This is a genomic window from Paenibacillus provencensis (genome assembly GCF_042678545.1).
Classification (GTDB): domain Bacteria; phylum Bacillota; class Bacilli; order Paenibacillales; family Paenibacillaceae; genus Paenibacillus; species Paenibacillus provencensis.
The window spans coordinates 754,716-775,181 of record NZ_JBHTKX010000001.1 but is presented as its reverse complement, the minus strand read 5'-3'; the positions used below and the strand labels follow the sequence as shown (position 1 = coordinate 775,181).

Here is a 20,466-nt window from a genome sequence, read left to right as displayed (position 1 = left end):
ATTACCTCTCCTCTTCCATAGGTTCTTTCATCCATGCGTCAAGCCGGTACCAGCTGATGAGATATACTTCTCGAAGAGCTGTATCAAATTCCGTCTCATAGCTGTTATGAACACGTTCTTTGATCGCAGCGATGATCTCGTCCGCCGATTTCCCTTTCACCGCAATGATGAATGGGAACTCAAAGGTCTGCGTATACTTCTGATTCAATTCGGACAGTATACTGTGCTGTACCTCCGACAACGTTTGAAGTCCAGCTCCCGCTTGTTCTTGGACAGAATGATTGCTCATCGCGATTCTGGCTCCCAAATCCGGATGGTTTCGCAGAAGGATCAGCTTCCGTTCCGTATCCGCCGATTCGACGGTGCTCTTCATTTGTTCGTGTAGTTGAACCATCGAAGTGAATGGCTTCTTGCTGTACGACTCCTCTGCAACCCAAGGTGAATGTTCGAATAAAGTGCCGAAGGCTTCTGTGAACTGTTCTTTAGTATAAGAGTTAACATCATCTATTGATAATTTCAGAAAGACTCACCTCCGGATCGAATTTATATGAGCATTGTAGTGTGCGAAGTAGCCATGTGACAATATAAATCACGCGATTTTGTTATATAAAATAACGCAAGCCATATCCTTTGTGTCTCATGCACGTATGGATTGTTACATTTTCACAACAGTTACTTATGCACTCCCTGATCCTGAAGAAATTTGCGGAAGGTAAAAACAAGCTTGAGCTTAAGCAGATCATTCGATTTTTTGAAATCCATTTGCAGCAGACTGCTTATTTTGTCCATTCGGTAAGTCACGGTGTTACGGTGCACAAAGAGCTGCTTCGCAGCCTCATTGATAAGTCCGTCATTCTCAATAAACGCTTCAAGAGTGTTCATTAACACCTGTGTCGGATCTCCATCCTTCACTAAGAGAGGTTCGAGCACTTTGTTGCAGTATGTCTTCATAATGGATTCAGGAACATGCTGAAACACATAGGCGAATTCGAGCATCTCAAATTGCAGCGCTGTATCCTGCATTCCGAACCGGCTGGCGATCGCCCGTGTATCGAGGCACTCCTGGAATGCTTCACGCAGTGATTTCGGCTCATGCTTCATCTTGCTGATCCAGAATCTCGGTCCTGCACCTCCCGGCTTCCTTCCCCCTATCAAATCTTCAAATCGCGAAGTTAGAAACCTAGAGAGCTCTTCACCGTAATCTTTGTCCGCCGGACATGCATAAATGGATAGAATTCCCTCATCCATCTGAATATGGTGTGATGCAGTCAGCTGCATCATCGGATTATACTGAAGCTCCCGATGCACCTGCTTGATCAGCTTCCCTTCCACATATCCCTCAGACTCGATTGTCGTTAGCACACATTGATAGGTCCCCGAATCCTGAAACAATTGAACCCCCAGCCCTTCCGACCTGCGGATCAGCTCTTCACAGCCCAGCTTGCGGTCCAAATACTGCTTCACGATTACTCTAATCTCATCCTGAACGGTAGGATTAATGTGCTCCCGATAGGTCATATCCATATAAAATGCAAGCACCTCGGAAGCCTGCTGGAACAGCTCCTCCTCAGCCTTAAGTCCGTACGCCCCATCTGTGTAAATTAACAAGAATCCATAATCCTCGTCCTTTTGCATAACAGGCACACGATAACAGCTTCCATGGTCCCATTTGACGCGGTGCATTACATTTTTGAAGGGCCAGCCCTGCTGGATATTCGTATCCTTCATTTCTTCGCTAACATACAGCATATGGCCACGGGAACCGATCACTGCAATGGGGTAATTCAGGACGGCAGCTAATTTCGAGAAAACATCGTTCTTCTGGTCCTGTTCAAGCGCAAACTGCATAAGTCGCTTCTGCTTATTTACAACGGTCTCCAGTGTTCGTGTATTCCGTTCATATTCGGCCTTAAACAAGGCATTCATCTGATCTGAAAAAGTAAATTGAAAGGGGAGTTCAAGCAGCGGTAGTTGAAGCGCATCCGCTTCCTCAATAATCTGTGCAGGAATGTTCTGCCAGAATCTGCCCAGCTTTACACCGAGTCCTGCACAGCCTCTATCATTCAACCGGCGCAGCAGCTTAACCGCATCATCCTCGCTGTCCTTCATGACAAAAGCGGTGGTGAATAACATCTCGCCCGACTTGATCCAATCTGCAATATCAGGTGCATCCATGACATTCACTGACTTGAGTGTCCGCATGGTCCCTTCAGCACCCGCAACAAGCTTTGCTTCCGAAAGCGGATATATGGATAAGGCTTCTTTTACCGTTAACTGCATTGGAACACACCTCTTTCATATCTAACATATTATGTAATGTTAAACCGAGTATTGTTAACTATTATAACATCAAAATGCACTTTGGGAATATACAACAATAAATATTTTTCTCCAAAAAAAGAACGACCCTCCATCCACATCTAGAGTCGTTCCTGTTCTATATTTATTTTGGTTCTGTTCTATATTTATTTTGGTTCTATGGATAACAGAACTGTTATTCGGATACCCTGCCCCTCTTCTTATCCCCCAATCGTTCACCGTATTTAAACAGCAGGATCCCTCCGATGATGACCAGAACACCCAGCATTTTGTTTACTGAAAAATCGATTTTTTCCAGTCCGAACAGTCCTAACGAATCAAACAGCACGGCAAAGCCAAGCTGAGAGGTGAGTGTAATCGACGTTGAGAAGGTCGGACCGAGCAGCTTAACCCCTTGCATGAGGCTATACACAACCGCTACTCCAATCATTCCACTGAACCAGTACCAAGGCTTCATATGCTGAAGCTCGAACGTATCTGCCCCTTCAAAGATGAGGCTGGCAGTCAAGGCAGCGATCGCTCCAAGTCCCAGCACAATGGTAGTTGTCAGCCAAGAGCCGGTGTGCTCGTTCATTTTGCTATTAAAGATCACCTGCAGACTTACGAATGCTCCGGCAACCAGAGCCAATATAATTCCAAGTGCCATAATAATATAATTTCCTTTCTGCTTTACAGCTTTAATATGATGACACCCGATATCATCATCGCTATGCCTATTAAGCCGGGAAGCGTAATTTTCCGTTTCATCACACCAAACCACCCGTTTGTATCAACAAGATAAGTAAGACTAAGCTGGGCAATCAGCAGTGCTGATATGGTCAACGTAACCCCTACCTGTTGAATGGCAGATACTTCACTAAAAATGATAATCGCCCCCATAGCTCCACCGGTTATATAGAGCGGCTTCACATTCTTCAGCTCTTTCCAGCTTCGATCACGTATAAGCATAAGAATGAATAAAGCTAGAATAAATCCAGTTAGCTGTGTAATGGTTGCAGCCTGCCATGTCCCTACATCGGTACTGATCTTTGCGTTGGCGATTCCTTGCAGTGTAATACAGGCTCCTCCCAATGCTGCATATAAAATACCTTTCACTTGCCGTGTTCCCCTTTCGTCGTTACGTGTAGCTTACTTTGTTGAATCTGACTGTTACTATTAAATAACACGGTGAAGCATTAGAAAAGGACATATGTCCTCAAAATAAAAAAACACAGATAACCGTATCGTATCTAGGATACCGTTATCTGTGTTCTTCGAACCCTATATATATCTGCTCTCCTCTATACACTTAGAGATGAGTTCTTCGGAGTCTTCTCCATTTGCTTCTTGCTGACCCATACCACAAGCACTGCGGCAAGTGCCAGTACGGTACAAACAGCAAACATCGCTTGGTAAGATAGAGACTGGATTACAATCCCCATAACGAGCCCGCCTAAAGAATACCCAAGGTCATACGAGGACATGAATAGCCCCATTAGTACGTATCTTGATTCCACAGGCAGCACAAAAGACAAATATGTCGTCAGTGTCGGATAAAGCAGTGCAACAGCAATTCCGTTAAAGACGGCAGAGATGTATACAAAGCCTCCAATTGAATCCATCAGCACGAGCAGTAACGATCCTGCGGCGGCACATAGAAGCATGGATGAGATCAGAGCCGTATTCCAGCTTCCATCAGAAGGGATCTTTTTGCGCAGTACAAATCTGCAGCCGACAACGACAATACCTTGAATCATAAGATACAAACCGGCACTGCCTGCTCCATTTGACACCATGTATAGCGGAAGAAAGGTTGCCGTCGCTCCGAAGATACAAGAGCCTAGAAGCATGACGATTGAACTGACAAGAAGCGGTCTGCTCTTTCCAATCATCCCAAATGACTTAAACATCTCTGTCAACGTATAAGATTTCTTGTGTTCCGTCTGCTTTGGAAGTGAAACGCTGAAGCCGACCAAGAGGGTTAGTGCCCCGATAGAGATGACAACGAGTGTATAGATCCAACCCATTCCGCTCTCCCATACCTCCATTGCTACGATGGGTACAAACAAAGAGGGAACCATGGTGAAGAGTGTGTACATGGACATGCCCTGTGCACGGTCTTTGTCTGCAAGCTGTTCAACAATGCCTGTCTGCATCGTCATGGAGAAGAAAGCCGTTCCTGCTCCTTGCAGCGCTCGCAGCCATATAAACCCTTCTGCTCCACTGAAGGTATACAAGACGAGACATAGAAAGTGAACAAGCAACAAGCCTCTCATCACTGCCAAAGGTCCATATTTCCCCAAGAGCTGTCCCGCATAGGGACGCAGAAACATACATGTCAGCATGTATGCCCCCATCATAAGACCTATTTCGGCTTGTCCGATGCCTTCGGCTTCACTTTGAAGCGGCAGAATAATGGTCAGTAAGGAATTAGCTGCAAAGAATAGAAACGCTAAAATATAAAAACGAATAAATGATATCGAAAGAGGCTTAAGCTGACTCAAGTGCCTGTCTTCCTCCTTTACACATAAAAGACCTTAAAAAATTGAAATCAGCTCTTTAGTATAGTCATGTCGTTCCTCAGAGAACAACCGATCAAGACCGAAATGATCAACAATTTTCCCTTCTCTCATTACCATAATACGTTGACTCATTTGGGCCACAGCAGCTAAATCGTGAGAGATAAATAGGTAAGACAGATTTAAGGTCTGGCGGAGTTCTGTCAATAAAGAAAGAACCGCACCTTGAGAGATGACATCAAGACTTGCGGTAGGTTCATCTAATACAATCAACTCCGGTTCGATACTTATGGCACGTGCAATGGTCACACGCTGACGCTGTCCGCCACTCAATTCATGCGGATACTGATTGGCAAGCTTCTCAGGTAATTCGACTGCTTCGAGAAGCTGCTTAACATAGGCTTCCTTAGAAGTATAGGTAAAATGCTGAAGATTAAGCTTTTTATGATATTGCTCGTAAGGATCTATTAGCGAATCTTTTACTTTTATTTTTGGATTCAAAGCAGCAGAAGGGTTTTGAAAAACGATCTGCATCTTTTGCCGAAAAGGCTGCAGCTTGCGTTCATTAAGATTCTCAATAGCTTCATCCTTGAAATAGATTGAACCATCGCTGATTGGTTCAATTCGAAGCAAACAACGGGCAAGCGTACTTTTACCACAACCGCTTTCACCAACCAAGCCTAAACATTCCCCTTGATTCAGCTCAAAAGAGATGTTGTCTACTGCCGTTTTTTCTCCCTCATAAGATTTAGTTAATTGTTTAACAGTAAGCAGCTTCATATGATGACCCCCTCCTGCAAGTGATTAGAAACGCTGCGCTGAAGTGTCGGAGCGGCCTTGATTAGTTCTTTAGTATATGCATGCTGTGGTTCAAAAAGGATCTGGTCTTTCTTACCTGATTCAATGATCTGCCCTTCCTTCATCACAGCTAGATGGTTCGCATATCGTCTGACATGACGCCAATCGTGTGTAATAAATAGTATGGCGAATCCGATCTCTTTTTGTCGTCTTGCCAGCAACTCAAGAATTTTATGTCCAGAGATACTATCAAGTGCCGTAGTAATTTCATCCGCAATAATTAAATCTGGTGACAGCAGAAGTGCCGTTGCAATAGATACACGTTGAAGCTGCCCACCGCTTAATTGAAATGGATATCGCTTCAAGAGAGAACCATTTAAACCAACAGAATTTAGTGCTTCCAAGGTGTTATTCAGCCGAGTGGATGCATCTGAAATTCCATGAATCTTCTGATATTCTTCAAAGTGCTGCCCGATGGTTCTAAATGGAGTGAAGGAGCCTTGATAATCTTGAAAAATATATGATATTTTCTTACCCCGAAGGGATCTCATCTCTCTATTTGTCAAAGACATAAGATCCTGTTGTTTAAAATGAATATTCCCATGTACCTGCAAGTTAGCCGGAAGCATTCGACCAATTGCATGAGAGAGCAAAGTTTTTCCACTCCCGCTTTGACCAACTAGTGCAAACCATTCCCCCTCACGGATAGAAAGGGATACATGATCGACAAGCTTCTTTTCTTTGCTGCTTACTGAAACTTGCTTAATCGAAAGCATATTATCCCACCTCTTTCTTCACGTCAAAATAGTCGCGCAAATAGTCGCCGAGCATATTGGTTAGCAGTACCGCAAGTACAATCGATAAACCAGGAAACAGCATAAGCTCTGGTTTGGATTGGAAATAAGGCCGTGAATCATTTAACATAGCTCCCCATTCCGGAATAGGAGGCTGAGCTCCGAGTCCGATATAAGAAAAAGCAGAAATAAGCAAAATGATCTTACCCAAATCAAGACTAGCAAGGACGAGAACATGTCCCACAATGTGAGGGAACAGATGCTTACGCATGATTTTGGATGATGACAGCCCATTCGTTTTAGCAATGAGAATATAATCTTTTTGAGACTCGGATAATACTGTACTTCTTACGAGGCGAGCGTAGCTTACCCATTTTACCATAACAATTGCAAGAACAAGGTTGTTAATGCCTGCGCCGAGCAATCCACTAAGGACAATAGCGACAATCGTGTCTGGTAAAGCTAGAAATCCATCAGCTATCCGCATAAAAATACGATCAACCATTCCACGTTTAAATCCTGAAATAAGTCCAAAAGGAATTCCGATCAAAAGGGAAACCAATAATGCGAGGAGGCTGAATCCAATCGTTTGCTGAGCACCTAGTAATATCCGGGTAAGAACATCCCTGCCAAGCTGATCTGTACCAAATGGATGCTGTAGACTCATTCCCTGTAGACGCTGATCCAGGTTGGTTAATGTAGGATCATGCCGTAAGAATAAGAAAGCATAGATGGTAAGAAAAAGGATGAGGAGTAAGCTCACTATTGCTACTCCCCCTTGCCACACACGCTTTTTAGATCTTGGCAATTGTAGAGTCAAGCCTTTCATTAGTAAGTCTCCCTTTCTTTAAGCTTCATTTCAGGATTTAAATAACGATAAGATAAATCCACGAATGTATTCACAATAAATACAGTGACCGCCATAATTAAAATGTAACCTTGAATTAAGGGATAATCACGCTGACGTATCGCATCCACAACAAGCTTACCAACCCCTGGATAGGCAAATAATACTTCAATAACGACAACTCCGCCAATCAGACTTCCGAGACTAACTCCGAAAAAAGTGATGACTGGAGGGAGACTATGGCGAAATGCATGCATAAAAAATATTCTCTGCTCCGACAATCCACGCCCTCTTGCTGCACGGATAAAATCCTGGCTGAGCGACTCTAGCAAGCTCGAACGAAGCAGGCGTACATATACGCTAGAGATAGCTAGACCGAGAGTTAGAGAAGGCAGGATCAGAGTGATCCAGCCGTCTCTTCCCATGGTCGGAAGCCAGTGAAGACGTACACCAAACAAATCAATGAAGATGAGACCCAACCAAAAACTAGGAACGGCTGCTCCAAGAATGGAGAGAACCCGACTTAAATGGTCAATCCAGCTATTCCGGTAAAGTGCCGATAGAGAACCCAGAGGAATGGCAACAATCAGCATTACAATCAAGGCTCCAACAGCTAATTCTAGTGTTGCCGGAACACCGGTTAGAATGACCTCCATTACGGGTTGACCGGTAATATAGGAGTTGCCGAAATCAAGCTGTATGAAATTAAGCAGCCATTGTCCGTATTGAACAAGCAGCGGTTCATTAAATCCCATTTCCTCTCGTAAAGCGTCAACCTGCTCCTGGCTTACAGATAATTCATCCACATTAAGGATGGTGAGTACCGGATCGCCAGGTGCAAGCCGAATAAATAAAAAGCTGATAAATGTAATAAATAATAAAAAGAATAATATCTCGGATAATTTTCGAGCTAGAATTCGAAGCATTTAATTCACATCCAACTTGTTTGTAATCATGTAGTATTCACTCCGAGTAGTCACCCAATTTTTCACTTTATCTTCGTTGTAGGCAACGATCGTCGAAGGGTGCAGTACAAACGAATTTATCACATTCTCGTGGACATAGTCAGCAGCTTGCTCTGCCAATGCCGCACGTTCTTCCTGATTGACCGTTCGGTTAAGTTCATCAATAATAGCCGTCAGCTCAGGCTCCTCAGTACCGCTAAAGTTGAGGGCGCCAGTAGGATGATAGGTTGCATTTAGATAGTACCCAGCGTCCCCCCGAGGGGCTGTAAGATTACTATATGTCGCAAGATCCCAATCTCGGTTTGAAGCCATATATTCCTCAGGAACATCGATTTGACGAATTTCAACCTCAATTCCTATTTGTTTGGCGTCAGATTGAAACACTTGAGCTATTAACGGCAAGTCAGCTCTTGCACTATAGGTTAGCAGGGTGAATTTAAGCGGTTCACCGTCTTTTTGCATAACACCATCAACGAGAGAATATCCCGCTTTTTTCAAATGCTCGACCGCAATTTCTGCTCCCGTTTCACTTGGTTCGTAGGTTGGGGCAAAAGGCAGTGACGGTAAAAATGGGCCCACGGCTGGTTCTGCATGACCTAATAGAATACTATCGACAAGCTTTTGGCGATTAATCAGGGCATCTACGGCACGTCGCACATTGATATCCTGAAGACTCTCTCGCTCCATATTCATTGTCATCTGATGAACACGGAATGTTGCAGTAGACTCAACTTTAATTCCACCCTGAGCCTCAAGTGATTCTAAACTCTCCGTCTCCGGACGATACACAATATCAACTTGACCGGATTGCAAAGCTAGTGTTCTGGCATTAGCATCCTCATTAAACGAAAACGTAACAGAATCTAGCTTTGAAGCACCATCCCAATAACCCTCAAAGCGCTCTAGCTCAAGCTTGCTGCCTGGAGCAAAGGATTGTAATACAAATGGGCCGGTTCCTACAGGATTGTTAATAAAATCTGTCTCTGTTACATCAATGATCGAGACATTAGGATTTACTAGTTCAGATACAAACTCTGGGAATGGCTCTTTGGTTGTAATCTCGAGTAGGTATCCTTCAGCTTTGATTGTATCTATTTTAAGTGCATTCTGTATTGCAACATTTTCATTCATTGCCCGCTCAAGGGAAGCCTTCACTGCTGCTGCATCCATTGGATTACCATTGTGAAACTTAATATTTTCTCTTAGCTTAATTGTCCAATGCTGACCATCCTCGCCTTCCCAGCTTTCAGCAAGCCAGGGAGCAACAGTCAGATTTTCTTCATCAAGACGCACTAGAGTTTCTGTGATTCCCGCTCTTAAAGGAACGTAGCTTGAATCCACATGAGGATCTAACGAGTTCGTTGAAAAATTGTATAGAAAATGGAGATGTTTGTCTCCCTCGCTGCTGCTTTGTGAGGGTGAAGAACAAGCACTGATCAAACAAATACATATTAACAACATACTTATCTTAAGAAGGTAAGTTCTTGTATTAGTTTTGTATTTATTAGAATTCAGATGATTCAAATTGCTCTGTTTCGGTTTCATAGAATGATTCTCCTTTTAGTATCGGTATTATAATTGGGAACTGCAGCACGCTTATTGACCTACTATCCTATTGAACAGATCGTGCGTTATGTATAAGAGGTGACTGCGTAAGATACCTCCTTATTAATGCATTGTATCTGTAGCAGTTCGTGTTATGCCATTTCGTAACTATTACGAACAACAGAAATTAATTTATCGTAATCTTTACGATTTGTCAATTACTATTTTCTAATTCTTCTCCTGTTCCCATGCAAAAAAAGCCAGAGAACAATTCTCTGGCTTTGGTTCGATGATATCAATGATTATGCTTTTGGTGCGATCATTTTGGCTGGAACGACATACTCCTCGAACTGTTCTTCTGTCAGCAGTCCTGTTTCCAGAGCTGCTTCCTTTAAGGAGAGGCCTTTCTTATGCGCCAGCTTGGCAATGCTCGCCGCGTTCTCATATCCGATATGTGGATTAAGCGCGGTCACCAGCATTAGTGAGTTATTCAGATTATGTTCAATCTGTGAACGGTTCGGTTCGATTCCGATTGCACATTTGTCATTGAATGCAATAATCGAGTCTGCCAGCAATTGAACAGACTGCAAGAAATTATAGATAATGACCGGCTTAAATACATTCAGCTCAAAATTTCCTTGGCTTGCAGCAAAACCAATTGCCGCATCATTCCCCATAACCTGAGTTACAACCATGGTCAGCGCTTCGCTCTGTGTCGGGTTCACTTTACCTGGCATGATCGAGCTGCCCGGCTCATTCTCAGGAATCGTAATTTCACCAAGCCCACTGCGCGGACCGCTCGCAAGCCAGCGAACATCATTAGCAATCTTCATCAGATCAGCCGCTAAAGCCTTAACTGCACCATGAGTATATACGACTTCATCATGACTCGTCAGGGCATGGAATTTATTCGGAGCTGAGACAAAATCTTTACCCGTAATGCTGCTTATTTCGGCAGCTGTCATTTCACCGAATTTAGGATGAGCATTAATACCCGTACCAACAGCTGTTCCGCCGATGGCCAGCTCTTTCATGGATTCAACACTGGTCTTGATCATTCGCTCGCTCTTTGCCAGCATCGCTTCCCAGCCGCTTATTTCTTGACCTAATGTTATTGGAGTTGCATCCTGCAAATGAGTTCGGCCTATCTTGATAATGTCCTGAAACTGTTCTGCTTTATTGCGGAATGTTTCTTTAAGCACGGAGATGGCAGGAAGGAGCTGATCTTCCACTGCCAATACACCTGCGACGTGTAGTGCTGTTGGGAACGTGTCATTAGAGCTCTGAGACATATTCACATGGTCATTCGGATGAAGCCTTTCCTCTTTGCCCTGCTCAGCAAGCCACTTATTACCCAGATTGGCAATCACTTCGTTTGTGTTCATGTTGGATTGTGTACCGCTTCCGGTCTGCCACACAACCAATGGGAAATGATCATCAATGCGCCCCGCAAGAATCTCATCCGCTGCATAACGAATCGCCGCTGCTTTGTCTTCAGACAATTTACCAAGCTTCAAGTTGCTCTCAGCCGCACTTTTTTTCAATATGGCAAAAGCCCGGATCACTTCTATTGGCATCTTCTCTTGCCCGATCGGAAAGTTCTCCTTGCTGCGCTGCGTTTGTGCGCCCCATAATCGGTCAGCAGGCACCTTCATTTCACCCAATGTGTCTTTCTCAATGCGATATTCCACTTGCAACTCCTCCTTAGGCATATGATATAGGATGTTTTATCATCTTGACATATAAATCGGGCGTTACTTTGGATTCACAATATACAGACGGCTTGTCTCCTCAAAGATCTCTCCCGGTTTAAGTGAAACAAGTCCAATCTCCTCTGCAGAGCGTCCTGATACATTGGGAGCATTAACCAGGTTCATTTGAGGTTCAGGACAGAAGAACTGCTCACACGCATTGTTGTTCCAGATCATCCAGTGCTTGTAAGACGTGCCTACATCATAAACGAGCTTGGTTCCGGACTTCCTATTCGTCAGCTCCATGTAATTGCGTCCGTTCTGAGGTTCTACGGTGTAGTGGTTGTCCATCGATGCAAAATAAGGGCTGACTCCTTCCGTCTTCAGCAGCACTTCATCGTCGGTCAACGGCTGTGTGCTGCCTGTAGGAAGATTGCGTTCATTCAGCTCTACTCGCTGACCAATGGTAGCTTTGGCTATATAATCGGCCGCTGTGCTGTTCGGTTCAAACGGCGCATTAATGGCTGTATGGAATGCAAGAAGACCCGGCATGGATGTCTGACCTTCATTTTGAATCGTAATCTGCTGCTGAAGACCTGCTCTGCTCAGTGTATAGCGTAAACGAATCGTATATTCAAACGGGAGGTATTGATAGTACTCATGTCCCTCTCTAACCACCTGTTCAACAATGACATAACTCTCCTGATCATTCGCACCATAACTGACTACATTCCAAGGGATGTAGTGCAAAAATCCATGCAGATGATTCCCCGTCGCTTCTTCATTTACGGGAAGCTGATATACCTCACCGTTCCATGGAAATTTTCCGTCCTCATATCGATTCGGCGGGAATAGTACAGGGATACCATAAATGCCAGGATTCGCTTTCAATTCCTCCACATGATCTTCCCCGGGCTCTCTGAGATATTGATGATTACGCTCTACATCTCGAAAAGAGACGAGATTGCCTCCGATTTCTGGAATGAGCGCAGCTTCATATGGACCGTGCTTCAGCTTGATTGCAGCTAGCCCACCATACACGCCTTCAATTGCGGAATAAATTTGTTCTAATGCCATTCTCTCATCATTCCTCCTATTATGTAGCGCTTTCATATCTAGTATTGAACTAGTTCCCTGAATCAATTTCATAACTTGAAATTGGTTTACCTACTGAACGAATATACCATGTTATTCAAAAAAATTCTATCGTGGACAGAAGAGCAGCCGCATCTATACGCACGAGAATTTGCATAAATTCTAAAAAGAACAATCCATCGGCTCCAAACGAAAAAAAGATTGCAGCCCCACATATATCGAGGCCACAATCTTCGCTAAAGCTATTCTCATCATTTATTAAATCAATCAGCTCTTCCTGTTACACATATCTCCCGTGTTTAGGCACAGCCTGAATCTCAAAGTTACGGGCCAGCCTTTCGAGCTGATCACTCATTTGGGCGCCTTTCATTACATGACCATGACCCGTAACGAGCAGATCCGGCTGTAGTCTGGTCAAGCTCTCTACAGAGCGTTTCGCTTGATCCCAATCCGTTGTGAAATAAGTAGGGGGTCCATTCAGTTCTTTATCCTGAAACAATACATGCCATAGTGACTCTTGCTGAACGGTAATGACTGCATCCCCTGCAATAAGAGCATGATCCAAGTCTCGAAACAACGAAACATGTCCCGGTGAATGTCCTGGCGTATGAATCCAGCGCCAATCCGGCGCTCCGGGAATGGAATGATCTGTGGGCAGCTCAGCCACCCGATCGTCCAGATGAATGGCTTCATTCGGATATGCAAAAGAAAGCTTGGCAAGGAGTCCTCCGCTCGCTGACGGGTCCGCAGGAGGATAATCACTTACTCCGGTCAGAAAGGGAAGTTCCATAGGGTGGGCATACACAGGAGCTCCCCAATGCTGCACCAGTTCTATAACATTGCCTACGTGGTCAAAATGGCCATGCGTCAAGATGATCGCCGTCGGCGGCCCCATAAACCGCTCCTCAGCAATATGGATAATGTCGCTCGCAAAGCCTGCAAGACCTGTATCAATCAGTACCCATTGTCTAGCACCCGGCAAGCCTACAAACAAGATATTGACAAATAACGTGCGCAAACTCAATATATCGGGTGCAACCTCTTCCAGTGCCGTCTTGCCCTCAGTAATCAGATTGTCAGATTCCATATGACGGATACCTCCCATTAATATATTGGAATGCGCTCCTTTATGTAACCAGATTATAGAGTACCCCAAGCCTTCTTCAGGTATACATGGTTAGACAACAGAGAACTCACCTTATTAAATATAGTCAGCATGTCATAGGAATAGACCAAGTACTAACTGACCAAGACTTAAAATATGATAAGGCTGATGAGTTCTCTTACTCTGGAATCGTATCAATCGCCGCATCCAGCAAATCGTCGAACAGATTATCGTCTTCTTCAATTCTGGCATCCAGCTTCATAAATTCCTCTTCTTCTCCAGGCTCTCCGGCAAAATGAAGACTGTAATCCCAGTCCTTCCCTTTCTTGCTGTAGAAAGAAATTTCATATTCCACTGGACTCTCATCCATAGTAAATACTGTACTGCCCAGCCATTCGTTATCCTCATTCTTACCCATAGAGGCTCTGATTACTTTATAACTCACTTTTCTTCTCTCCTTATTAGACTGCTATTTTTGAATTTAGCTTGTTAATGAAATTTTTGATGGTTTTTTTCATGAATACCACGTATATTGTACAATAATAAAATAGATATACGAAAGCAACCCGTTTACGTTAAACTGGGTATGCGTTTCACCCATCTTTTTTACCATAGGTAAATTATTATTGCGCTGTGTATGTACAAGCGTGTATTGGAGGATTATTAAATGAATGATTTTGCACACAAATTAAAAGCTTATGCTGAGCTTACTGTAGAAGTTGGCATCAACATTCAGCCAGGCCAAACCCTGATCGTTCATGCCCCGGTCGAATCCAAGGATTTCGTTCGTCTGATCGTCAAGGAAGCCTATGATGCCGGAGCGGCCCTGGTCAAGGTCCAATGGAATGATGAGCAGATTACCCGGATGCAGTACGATCTTGCTGCTGATGAAGTATTCTCGAAAGAGCCGAAATGGTATGCCGGAGAGATGACAGAGCTCGTTGAGCAAGGCGCAGCCGTGTTACATATCTTGTCTGAAAATCCAGACCTGCTAAAGGGAGTCAAGCAGGAACGAATCGTCGCCTCTCAAAAAGCCCGCGGCAAAGCCATGGCCAAGTACCGCGCTTATCAGCAGGCTGACAAATTCAGCTGGTGTCTCGTTGCCGTACCTTCTCCAGAATGGGCAGCTAAAGTGTTCCCTGATGCTCCACAAGAAGAACAAGTATCGCTGTTATGGGACGCTATCTTCCAAACCGTGCGTATTGGCGAAGCCGATCCGGTAGCTGCTTGGCAGTCACATCTCTCCACACTTGAGAGCAAGTCTAAAACCCTTAACGAGAAGAAATATAAGAAGCTGCACTACAAAGCGCCGGGTACGGATCTTACGATTGAGCTTCCGGAAGGACATCTCTGGGCTCAAGGCGACAGTATCAATGAGAAGGGCTTTACTTTTGTAGCGAATATGCCGACAGAAGAAGTATTCACTGCACCGCTCAAGACCGGTGTTAATGGTACTGTATCCAGCACCAAACCACTCAGTTATGGGGGCAACCTGATCGATAAGTTCTCCCTCACATTCGAGAACGGAAGAATCGTTAACGTAACTGCCGAAGAAGGACTTGAAGCACTGCAAAACCTGGTAGAGATTGATGAAGGCTCTCACTACCTTGGTGAAGTCGCACTTGTACCGCATAAATCTCCGATCTCGGACACGAACATTCTGTTCTACAATACCTTGTTTGACGAGAATGCGAGTAATCACCTTGCAATCGGAAGCGCGTATGCCTTCTGTCTCGAAGGCGGCAAAGAAATGGATCAGGAGCAAATTGCTGCTGCCGGACTGAATACCAGCCTAACTCATGTGGATTTCATGATTGGCTCTGGTGAGATGGACATTTATGGCATCACAGCTGACGGAAAGGAAGAACCGATCTTCCTCAAAGGAAATTGGGCGTTTTAATCGAATAAATACATCAAAGAGCTCAGGTCCTAAGACCTGGGCTCTTGATTGTGTTCAATGTTAGGAATTGCCGTTCAGTTCAGGGTCGTACGATCAAGCTTCTGCTCGGTCAAGGCTTGAGAATAACCTTCATGCAGTTTTCTTCCTTATTATTGAATACCTCGTAAGCCCGCTCCGCTTCTTCTAATCTCATCTGATGCGTTATGATATCAGTCGGGTCAATTTTGCCTGACTTAATCTGTGCGTACAGCTCTGGAATCAGGTGAATCACCGGTGCCTGTCCCATCTTCAGCACTACATTTCGTTCGAACAAATGACCGAGTGGGAACATATTGTAATTGGCCCCATATACACCGATTAATTGAATCGTACCAAACTTGCGTACAACCTCGGATGCAGTTCTGAACGCACCGAGTGACCCGCCTTGCAGCATCAGTGCTGTCTCCACCTTTTCTACAGCTGTTCTCTTGGCATCCATACCGACACAATCAATGACGACATCGGCCCCGCCATGCGTAATTTCTTTCATATATCCTTCAAAGCCCTTAATTTCTTCAAAATTATAAGTCTCAACCTGATTCGTCCGCTTGGCATGATCAAGACGATAATTCAAATGATCGACAGCAATGACTCGTTTGGCACCCGCCTGCCAAGCAAATTTATGAGTGAGGAGGCCCACAGGACCACAGCCGAGCACGATCACCGTATCGCCAGGCTTCACTCCGGCATTCTTGACGCCCCAATAGGCCGTCGGGAGAATATCGGATAAGAACAACAATTTGTCATCTTCCAATTCAGCGTCTTCTGGAATAACAAAGGGCATAAAATTACCATATGGCACTCTGAGGTATTCCGCTTGACCTCCCTGATAGCCTCCATAAGTATCCGAATACCCTAAGTAACCACCACTATCCTTTGTATCATTGGCATGGTCACATTGACTTTCCATTTCATGCTTACAGAAGAAGCATTCACCACAGGATACGTTAAACGGTACGATGACACGGTCACCTTTTTTGACATGGGTTACGCCTTTGGCAACTTCTTCGACGATCCCCATGGGCTCATGCCCGATCACATAATCTTCATGCATACCAGGAATCAGCCCATTATAAATATGCAGATCGGATCCGCATATCGCACTGGAAGTGACACGTATAATGATATCATTATTGTCCTGCAAGGCTGGATCAGCGACCTCTTTCACTTTTACCTTCTGTTTACCTTGATATGTTAAAGCTTTCATTTAAAAATCACTCCTTTCTCGCATACTTTAACCACATGACTAGATTAACTATCAGAATCATGAGATTTTTTATGGAATGGGTCCAATGTCAATAGAAACGTTCAAAATTATGGAGTAAACTTTCAAATTATAGTAAAATAATGGAATGATTGTCCAAAAATAGAGAAGCTTCATGATAGAGAGGGGATATTTATGTCAGACCGGATCCAACTGCTGTTGGCTGCGGACTATAATGATCTAGGCGAATCCCTGCAGAGAGAGATCTACTATGAATACTATCAGATGATGTACGGATTTATCGTATATATGTTGAAGGATCACTCCGCCGCTGAGGACATTATTCAGGAAGCATTCATCAAAATTATTAAAAAGAAGCCCGAATTTGAAAATGAAGCCAAGCTGAAAGCATGGCTCAAAGTCGTTACCAAAAACACGGCAATCAATTATTTAAGAAAAAATAAAAAATATCGTAACCAACTGGACACTGACAGTGTTTTCTTAGATGTAGAAGCTGTGCAGCAGACGTCAGCTTCTATAGAATCCGTAGTGGAAACGAAGCTGATGCAGGAATCCATAGAGCACTATATGGATCAGCTCAAGCCCGAATACAGATCTCTGATCGAATTACGGTGGAAGGAAGGACTCAGCTATCGTGAAATGGCTGAACTGCTGGACACGAGTGAAGATATAATTAAGCAGCGTCTCTTCCGCGCCAGAGAACGTATCAAAAAATTGTTGCATAGAGAGTGGGGTGCAGCACATGAACAAAGAAAAGTCAGATGATTGGCTCGATGAGCAATTTGACGAAGCCTATGAACGAGAGTTTGAAGAGGCCTTTGACCTCGCTTTCGAGAATGCTGCAGCTGCCTCCACATCGGTGAACAAGGAAGCGATGGCAGCATCTTGGGACAAGGTCAATCATGAGGTTCAGAATATAAAGAGACGCAAGGAAAGAATCAAACGTTGGCAGCTTGTAGGTGTTATCGCTGCTTCCATTACGATTGGCGCAACCATATTCAGTATTCCAATTGGAACCTATGCTGGCACGATTATTCAAAAGCTGCAGCAGATCGGCGATGATTTTATTCTTGTTTTTGAGGGACCTGAACAGGATTACTCTGGTGCACTAACTCCTCCACCTCCAGATATTTTGAGCAATCCAGACTACAAGGAAAATGAGGAGTCTTCAAAATTAGATAAATTTTTGATTTCTTCAGACCACACTTTGTTTTTTGTGGAGGTACCGGAGGAAAAAGCATTGAACAATACCACATTTGTCGTAAATAAGTTCGAGGTTCCTTTTACTCCGACTAACATCAAGCATTATCTGCTTCTAGATGAAGAGAATCCAGTATATCCCGAAAATTCTTACAAATCCGATGAAATTAAGATCGAGTTCTACGAGAGCAATGAACGAAAAGTCACCGTCAATTTTAATAAGATGTTCTCAGAGAATCCGGGTTTTACTGAACAATCCCCTGCATTCAGTGGAGTTCCTGAGGAAATACAGCTCAAAGATGGATCTTATGCCGTATATTACGAGAATGGAAATTTCGATCAACTCATTTTTAGAAAAAATCTAATACTCGTGACGATCTCTGGCTCCATTTCTAAGGATAACTTAATATTTATTGCTGATTCTATTCAACAAACGAACCACTTTCAAATGAAACAGTAATACGAAAAAGGTGTCTTACATTTCTGTATAGACACCTTTTTCACGCTTAAGCATAGTTATAAATCAGTTGTTAAATGAAATTCAACAATGACGCACTCAGTTGAAAACCTCTAATTCTCAGCCTAATCAAATAATTGGGATGATGAATTGAAAATTGCCTTTTCGACCGTCCCGTCCATTCTTACGGTATGCGTTGAAGTTGTTCTGTAATAATAACCTTTTTCAAGATTACTAACGGTTAAGCTTTTATCAACACCGCTTGAGTTATATGCTGAATTCGTAATAATCCTAACATCCGTCCAGATTGAACCAGTCCACTTCTGAAGTGTAACATCCACACTAATAAAGTCAGCAGCAAGATTTGCACGTGTATTTCCCGAGACCAAGATCCCGTTACCGCTCTTTGAAGCACTTGAATAGAAACTCGTAATATAATTATACGTTGCAAGTGGAGCAATTAAGCTTGTTTCTTCAGGCGGCTTCGATGTTAATGCTCCTGGTTCAAGCAGTTCTTCAGCACCTGCGAAGCTGGCCGCAAATAGGGAGAAAACCAGCATTAGAGGGAACAGCATTCTGATTCTTTGATTCTTCTTAGCTTTAAACATTGACATCACCTTTCCTCAATATGTAATTGTAGATAAATCTAACAAATAGTACGGAGTATATCGCCATAAGGTTACATAGTTTCAAGAAAATAAAACACCAAAAAAATCCTACATGAATAATCCTGCTATAGAGGACTTCTGTAGGGTTAAAGAACGTGATTTATATTTATTGTGATTCGAATAAGATACGAATTGGAGTCCATCGTCTTATTAGATATCTGCTCCCTCCAACTATTATTGTTGTGGAGATTATTCGGTCCAATAACGGGCAAAAAACATGCCAAGCTGACAACTGGTATGATATTTAGCTTTGTCAGCTGCAATTAAGGGTCCCGTTTCCCGATATGCTGATATATATGCTGCTCCGAATGATTTAATGGCAAAAAAATAGTCTTTGATATCCAGACTTCTTAACTCCCTGGATAATCAAAGACTATTCCTTATTTCTTATTTTGAGTAACCCTTATTACCGTCTTCCTCCACGAGGCGCTGTTGGTGCATACGGATATTCATAATTCAGCGGCTCATCGAATGTGGCATAATCAAAATTAACCATCAGAATGATGATCCGTTGACCAGTATTAGGATCACTGATAATAATGTGGTCGCGGCCTGCCGCTTCAAGAATGCCTTGGAAAATTTTAGCGTTCCACTCTCTGTTACCTTCATATGTCGCATAGAAAGTACCAAATTTCCCAAGATTCAATCTAAGTATATTTTCAACAAAAGATTGTTCTGTAAACGGAATATTTTGTTGAATGACCGTACCATTCGGAGTCATTACACTTCCGCTGGAAACTTCCGGCGGAACAACAGTCATTCCCCCCTGCATCCCTTGCATATTTCTCGGTGCATTTGCAGGCCCTGAATTTCCGATCCTATACGATACAGGCTGATATGGTTGGTTAAACATTTAAATACCTCCCTAATAATAAGGTGTACAGCTTAGAGCTAAAAAACCGCTGGACAATCTGCCCCAGATGGGCTGAAGAAACAGTGTGCACGGTATCTTCCGGTATTCTGTTGATTATACCAAGTTGCCGGACATGCACCAGCTGGTCTGAAGAACCAGAGAGCATTGCTTGCAGGCCATATTTTTTCGCCGTTAATTACACGTCTGGCCAAGCGAAGTTCGGACTCTCTTGCCGCTTGATAAAAGTATCCTTTTTGAACTGCCTCAAAGCCGCCTGGTGATTGAAATACCATATCGTTGACGGAGCGAATGTTACGAAAATCAAGACATCCGCCGAGGATCCGGTTGACACCCACGTTACCTACCAGAAGCATCCCGGTCTCTCCATCTTCCTCTGCTTCGGCTCTCATAAGTCTTGCAAGCACTTTTACATCCTCAGAATTTGCTTTAATAACCGCCAAATACGT

21 protein-coding genes are annotated in these 20,466 nt (G+C 43.6%); 3 read left to right on the top strand and 18 right to left on the bottom strand.

Features of this window, described 5'->3' with window-relative positions:
- Position 1 precedes the first annotated feature (1 nt).
- The 14 genes from uraD to ACFQ3J_RS03730 form a co-directional block, all read right to left on the bottom strand.
- Complete coding sequence (gene uraD / locus ACFQ3J_RS03795) at positions 2 to 508, bottom strand: 2-oxo-4-hydroxy-4-carboxy-5-ureidoimidazoline decarboxylase (protein ID WP_251581675.1); 507 nt, start codon at positions 506 to 508, stop codon at positions 2 to 4.
- Positions 509 to 672: 164 nt separating this feature from the next.
- A complete protein-coding gene (locus ACFQ3J_RS03790) occupies positions 673 to 2,280 on the bottom strand; it encodes a PucR family transcriptional regulator (RefSeq protein ID WP_251581239.1) in 1,608 nt (535 codons plus the stop codon).
- 214 nt (positions 2,281 to 2,494) lie between these two features.
- The gene (locus tag ACFQ3J_RS03785; RefSeq protein WP_091157478.1) at positions 2,495 to 2,965 is read right to left on the bottom strand and encodes a DMT family transporter; all 471 of its coding nucleotides are present in this window, start codon (positions 2,963 to 2,965) and stop codon (positions 2,495 to 2,497) included.
- Between the two features lie 23 nt (positions 2,966 to 2,988).
- Positions 2,989 to 3,414 (bottom strand): DMT family transporter, encoded by a 426-nt coding sequence (locus ACFQ3J_RS03780; protein WP_091157482.1) that lies wholly within the window; start codon positions 3,412 to 3,414, stop codon positions 2,989 to 2,991.
- Between the two features lie 185 nt (positions 3,415 to 3,599).
- Positions 3,600 to 4,802, bottom strand: a complete 1,203-nt coding sequence (gene cntE, locus ACFQ3J_RS03775; protein ID WP_251581237.1) for a staphylopine family metallophore export MFS transporter CntE — start codon at positions 4,800 to 4,802, stop codon at positions 3,600 to 3,602.
- A 33-nt stretch (positions 4,803 to 4,835) separates the two neighbouring features.
- Positions 4,836 to 5,597: an ABC transporter ATP-binding protein gene (locus ACFQ3J_RS03770; protein WP_091157487.1), complete on the bottom strand. Its 762-nt coding sequence runs from the start codon at positions 5,595 to 5,597 to the stop codon at positions 4,836 to 4,838.
- A complete protein-coding gene (locus tag ACFQ3J_RS03765) occupies positions 5,594 to 6,391 on the bottom strand; it encodes an ABC transporter ATP-binding protein (protein WP_251581236.1) in 798 nt (265 codons plus the stop codon). Before ACFQ3J_RS03765 ends, ACFQ3J_RS03770 begins: the two co-directional genes overlap by 4 nt.
- Before the next feature lies 1 nt (position 6,392).
- Positions 6,393 to 7,238: a nickel transporter permease gene (gene nikC / locus ACFQ3J_RS03760; RefSeq protein ID WP_091157493.1), complete on the bottom strand. Its 846-nt coding sequence runs from the start codon at positions 7,236 to 7,238 to the stop codon at positions 6,393 to 6,395.
- Complete coding sequence (gene nikB, locus ACFQ3J_RS03755) at positions 7,238 to 8,182, bottom strand: nickel ABC transporter permease (protein ID WP_251581234.1); 945 nt, start codon at positions 8,180 to 8,182, stop codon at positions 7,238 to 7,240. Before nikB ends, nikC begins: the two co-directional genes overlap by 1 nt.
- Positions 8,183 to 9,682, bottom strand: coding sequence for a nickel ABC transporter substrate-binding protein (gene nikA / locus ACFQ3J_RS03750; RefSeq protein ID WP_251581673.1), 1,500 nt, complete (start codon positions 9,680 to 9,682; stop codon positions 8,183 to 8,185).
- Positions 9,683 to 10,068: 386 nt separating this feature from the next.
- On the bottom strand, positions 10,069 to 11,457 hold the full coding sequence (gene fumC, locus ACFQ3J_RS03745) for a class II fumarate hydratase (protein WP_091157500.1): 1,389 nt from the start codon (positions 11,455 to 11,457) through the stop codon (positions 10,069 to 10,071).
- Between the two features lie 63 nt (positions 11,458 to 11,520).
- Positions 11,521 to 12,534, bottom strand: a complete 1,014-nt coding sequence (locus ACFQ3J_RS03740; protein ID WP_251581232.1) for an aldose 1-epimerase — start codon at positions 12,532 to 12,534, stop codon at positions 11,521 to 11,523.
- 298 nt (positions 12,535 to 12,832) lie between these two features.
- On the bottom strand, positions 12,833 to 13,639 hold the full coding sequence (locus ACFQ3J_RS03735) for an MBL fold metallo-hydrolase (RefSeq protein WP_251581230.1): 807 nt from the start codon (positions 13,637 to 13,639) through the stop codon (positions 12,833 to 12,835).
- Between the two features lie 196 nt (positions 13,640 to 13,835).
- Positions 13,836 to 14,102, bottom strand: a complete 267-nt coding sequence (locus ACFQ3J_RS03730; protein WP_244533205.1) for a hypothetical protein — start codon at positions 14,100 to 14,102, stop codon at positions 13,836 to 13,838.
- A 222-nt stretch (positions 14,103 to 14,324) separates the two neighbouring features.
- Between ACFQ3J_RS03730 and ACFQ3J_RS03725 the strand changes: the two genes are divergently transcribed.
- Positions 14,325 to 15,557 (top strand): aminopeptidase, encoded by a 1,233-nt coding sequence (locus tag ACFQ3J_RS03725; protein ID WP_091157507.1) that lies wholly within the window; start codon positions 14,325 to 14,327, stop codon positions 15,555 to 15,557.
- 109 nt (positions 15,558 to 15,666) lie between these two features.
- Here the strand turns inward: ACFQ3J_RS03725 and ACFQ3J_RS03720 are convergent, their stop codons facing one another.
- Positions 15,667 to 16,803, bottom strand: coding sequence for a zinc-dependent alcohol dehydrogenase (locus ACFQ3J_RS03720; RefSeq protein ID WP_251581228.1), 1,137 nt, complete (start codon positions 16,801 to 16,803; stop codon positions 15,667 to 15,669).
- Between the two features lie 192 nt (positions 16,804 to 16,995).
- On the opposite strand from ACFQ3J_RS03720, the gene ACFQ3J_RS03715 reads away from it, so the two are divergent.
- The gene (locus ACFQ3J_RS03715; protein WP_251581226.1) at positions 16,996 to 17,586 is read left to right on the top strand and encodes an RNA polymerase sigma factor; all 591 of its coding nucleotides are present in this window, start codon (positions 16,996 to 16,998) and stop codon (positions 17,584 to 17,586) included.
- Positions 17,564 to 18,481, top strand: a complete 918-nt coding sequence (locus ACFQ3J_RS03710) for a DUF4367 domain-containing protein (RefSeq protein ID WP_251581224.1) — start codon at positions 17,564 to 17,566, stop codon at positions 18,479 to 18,481. Before ACFQ3J_RS03715 ends, ACFQ3J_RS03710 begins: the two co-directional genes overlap by 23 nt.
- 122 nt (positions 18,482 to 18,603) lie before the next feature.
- Here ACFQ3J_RS03710 and ACFQ3J_RS03705 read toward each other — a convergent pair whose 3' ends face one another.
- From ACFQ3J_RS03705 to ACFQ3J_RS03695, 3 genes are all read right to left on the bottom strand, one after another.
- On the bottom strand, positions 18,604 to 19,092 hold the full coding sequence (locus ACFQ3J_RS03705) for a DUF6147 family protein (RefSeq protein ID WP_251581221.1): 489 nt from the start codon (positions 19,090 to 19,092) through the stop codon (positions 18,604 to 18,606).
- A 460-nt stretch (positions 19,093 to 19,552) separates the two neighbouring features.
- Complete coding sequence (gene gerQ / locus ACFQ3J_RS03700) at positions 19,553 to 19,999, bottom strand: spore coat protein GerQ (protein WP_091157519.1); 447 nt, start codon at positions 19,997 to 19,999, stop codon at positions 19,553 to 19,555.
- A gap of 38 nt (positions 20,000 to 20,037) precedes the next feature.
- Complete coding sequence (locus tag ACFQ3J_RS03695) at positions 20,038 to 20,460, bottom strand: cell wall hydrolase (protein ID WP_091157521.1); 423 nt, start codon at positions 20,458 to 20,460, stop codon at positions 20,038 to 20,040.
- Positions 20,461 to 20,466: the final 6 nt, after the last annotated feature.

Coding starts and splice junctions, on each gene's coding strand:
- ACFQ3J_RS03790 (WP_251581239.1), bottom strand. CDS start 2,280: ATGCAGTTAACGGTAAAAGAAGCCTTATCCATATATCCGCTTTCGGAA.
- ACFQ3J_RS03785 (WP_091157478.1), bottom strand. CDS start 2,965: ATGGCACTTGGAATTATATTGGCTCTGGTTGCCGGAGCATTCGTAAGT.
- ACFQ3J_RS03770 (WP_091157487.1), bottom strand. CDS start 5,597: ATGAAGCTGCTTACTGTTAAACAATTAACTAAATCTTATGAGGGAGAA.
- ACFQ3J_RS03765 (WP_251581236.1), bottom strand. CDS start 6,391: ATGCTTTCGATTAAGCAAGTTTCAGTAAGCAGCAAAGAAAAGAAGCTT.
- nikC (WP_091157493.1), bottom strand. CDS start 7,238: ATGAAAGGCTTGACTCTACAATTGCCAAGATCTAAAAAGCGTGTGTGG.
- nikB (WP_251581234.1), bottom strand. CDS start 8,182: ATGCTTCGAATTCTAGCTCGAAAATTATCCGAGATATTATTCTTTTTA.
- nikA (WP_251581673.1), bottom strand. CDS start 9,682: ATGTTGTTAATATGTATTTGTTTGATCAGTGCTTGTTCTTCACCCTCA.
- ACFQ3J_RS03740 (WP_251581232.1), bottom strand. CDS start 12,534: ATGGCATTAGAACAAATTTATTCCGCAATTGAAGGCGTGTATGGTGGG.
- ACFQ3J_RS03735 (WP_251581230.1), bottom strand. CDS start 13,639: ATGGAATCTGACAATCTGATTACTGAGGGCAAGACGGCACTGGAAGAG.
- ACFQ3J_RS03725 (WP_091157507.1), top strand. CDS start 14,325: ATGAATGATTTTGCACACAAATTAAAAGCTTATGCTGAGCTTACTGTA.
- ACFQ3J_RS03720 (WP_251581228.1), bottom strand. CDS start 16,803: ATGAAAGCTTTAACATATCAAGGTAAACAGAAGGTAAAAGTGAAAGAG.
- ACFQ3J_RS03715 (WP_251581226.1), top strand. CDS start 16,996: ATGTCAGACCGGATCCAACTGCTGTTGGCTGCGGACTATAATGATCTA.
- ACFQ3J_RS03710 (WP_251581224.1), top strand. CDS start 17,564: ATGAACAAAGAAAAGTCAGATGATTGGCTCGATGAGCAATTTGACGAA.
- ACFQ3J_RS03705 (WP_251581221.1), bottom strand. CDS start 19,092: ATGTCAATGTTTAAAGCTAAGAAGAATCAAAGAATCAGAATGCTGTTC.
- gerQ (WP_091157519.1), bottom strand. CDS start 19,999: ATGTTTAACCAACCATATCAGCCTGTATCGTATAGGATCGGAAATTCA.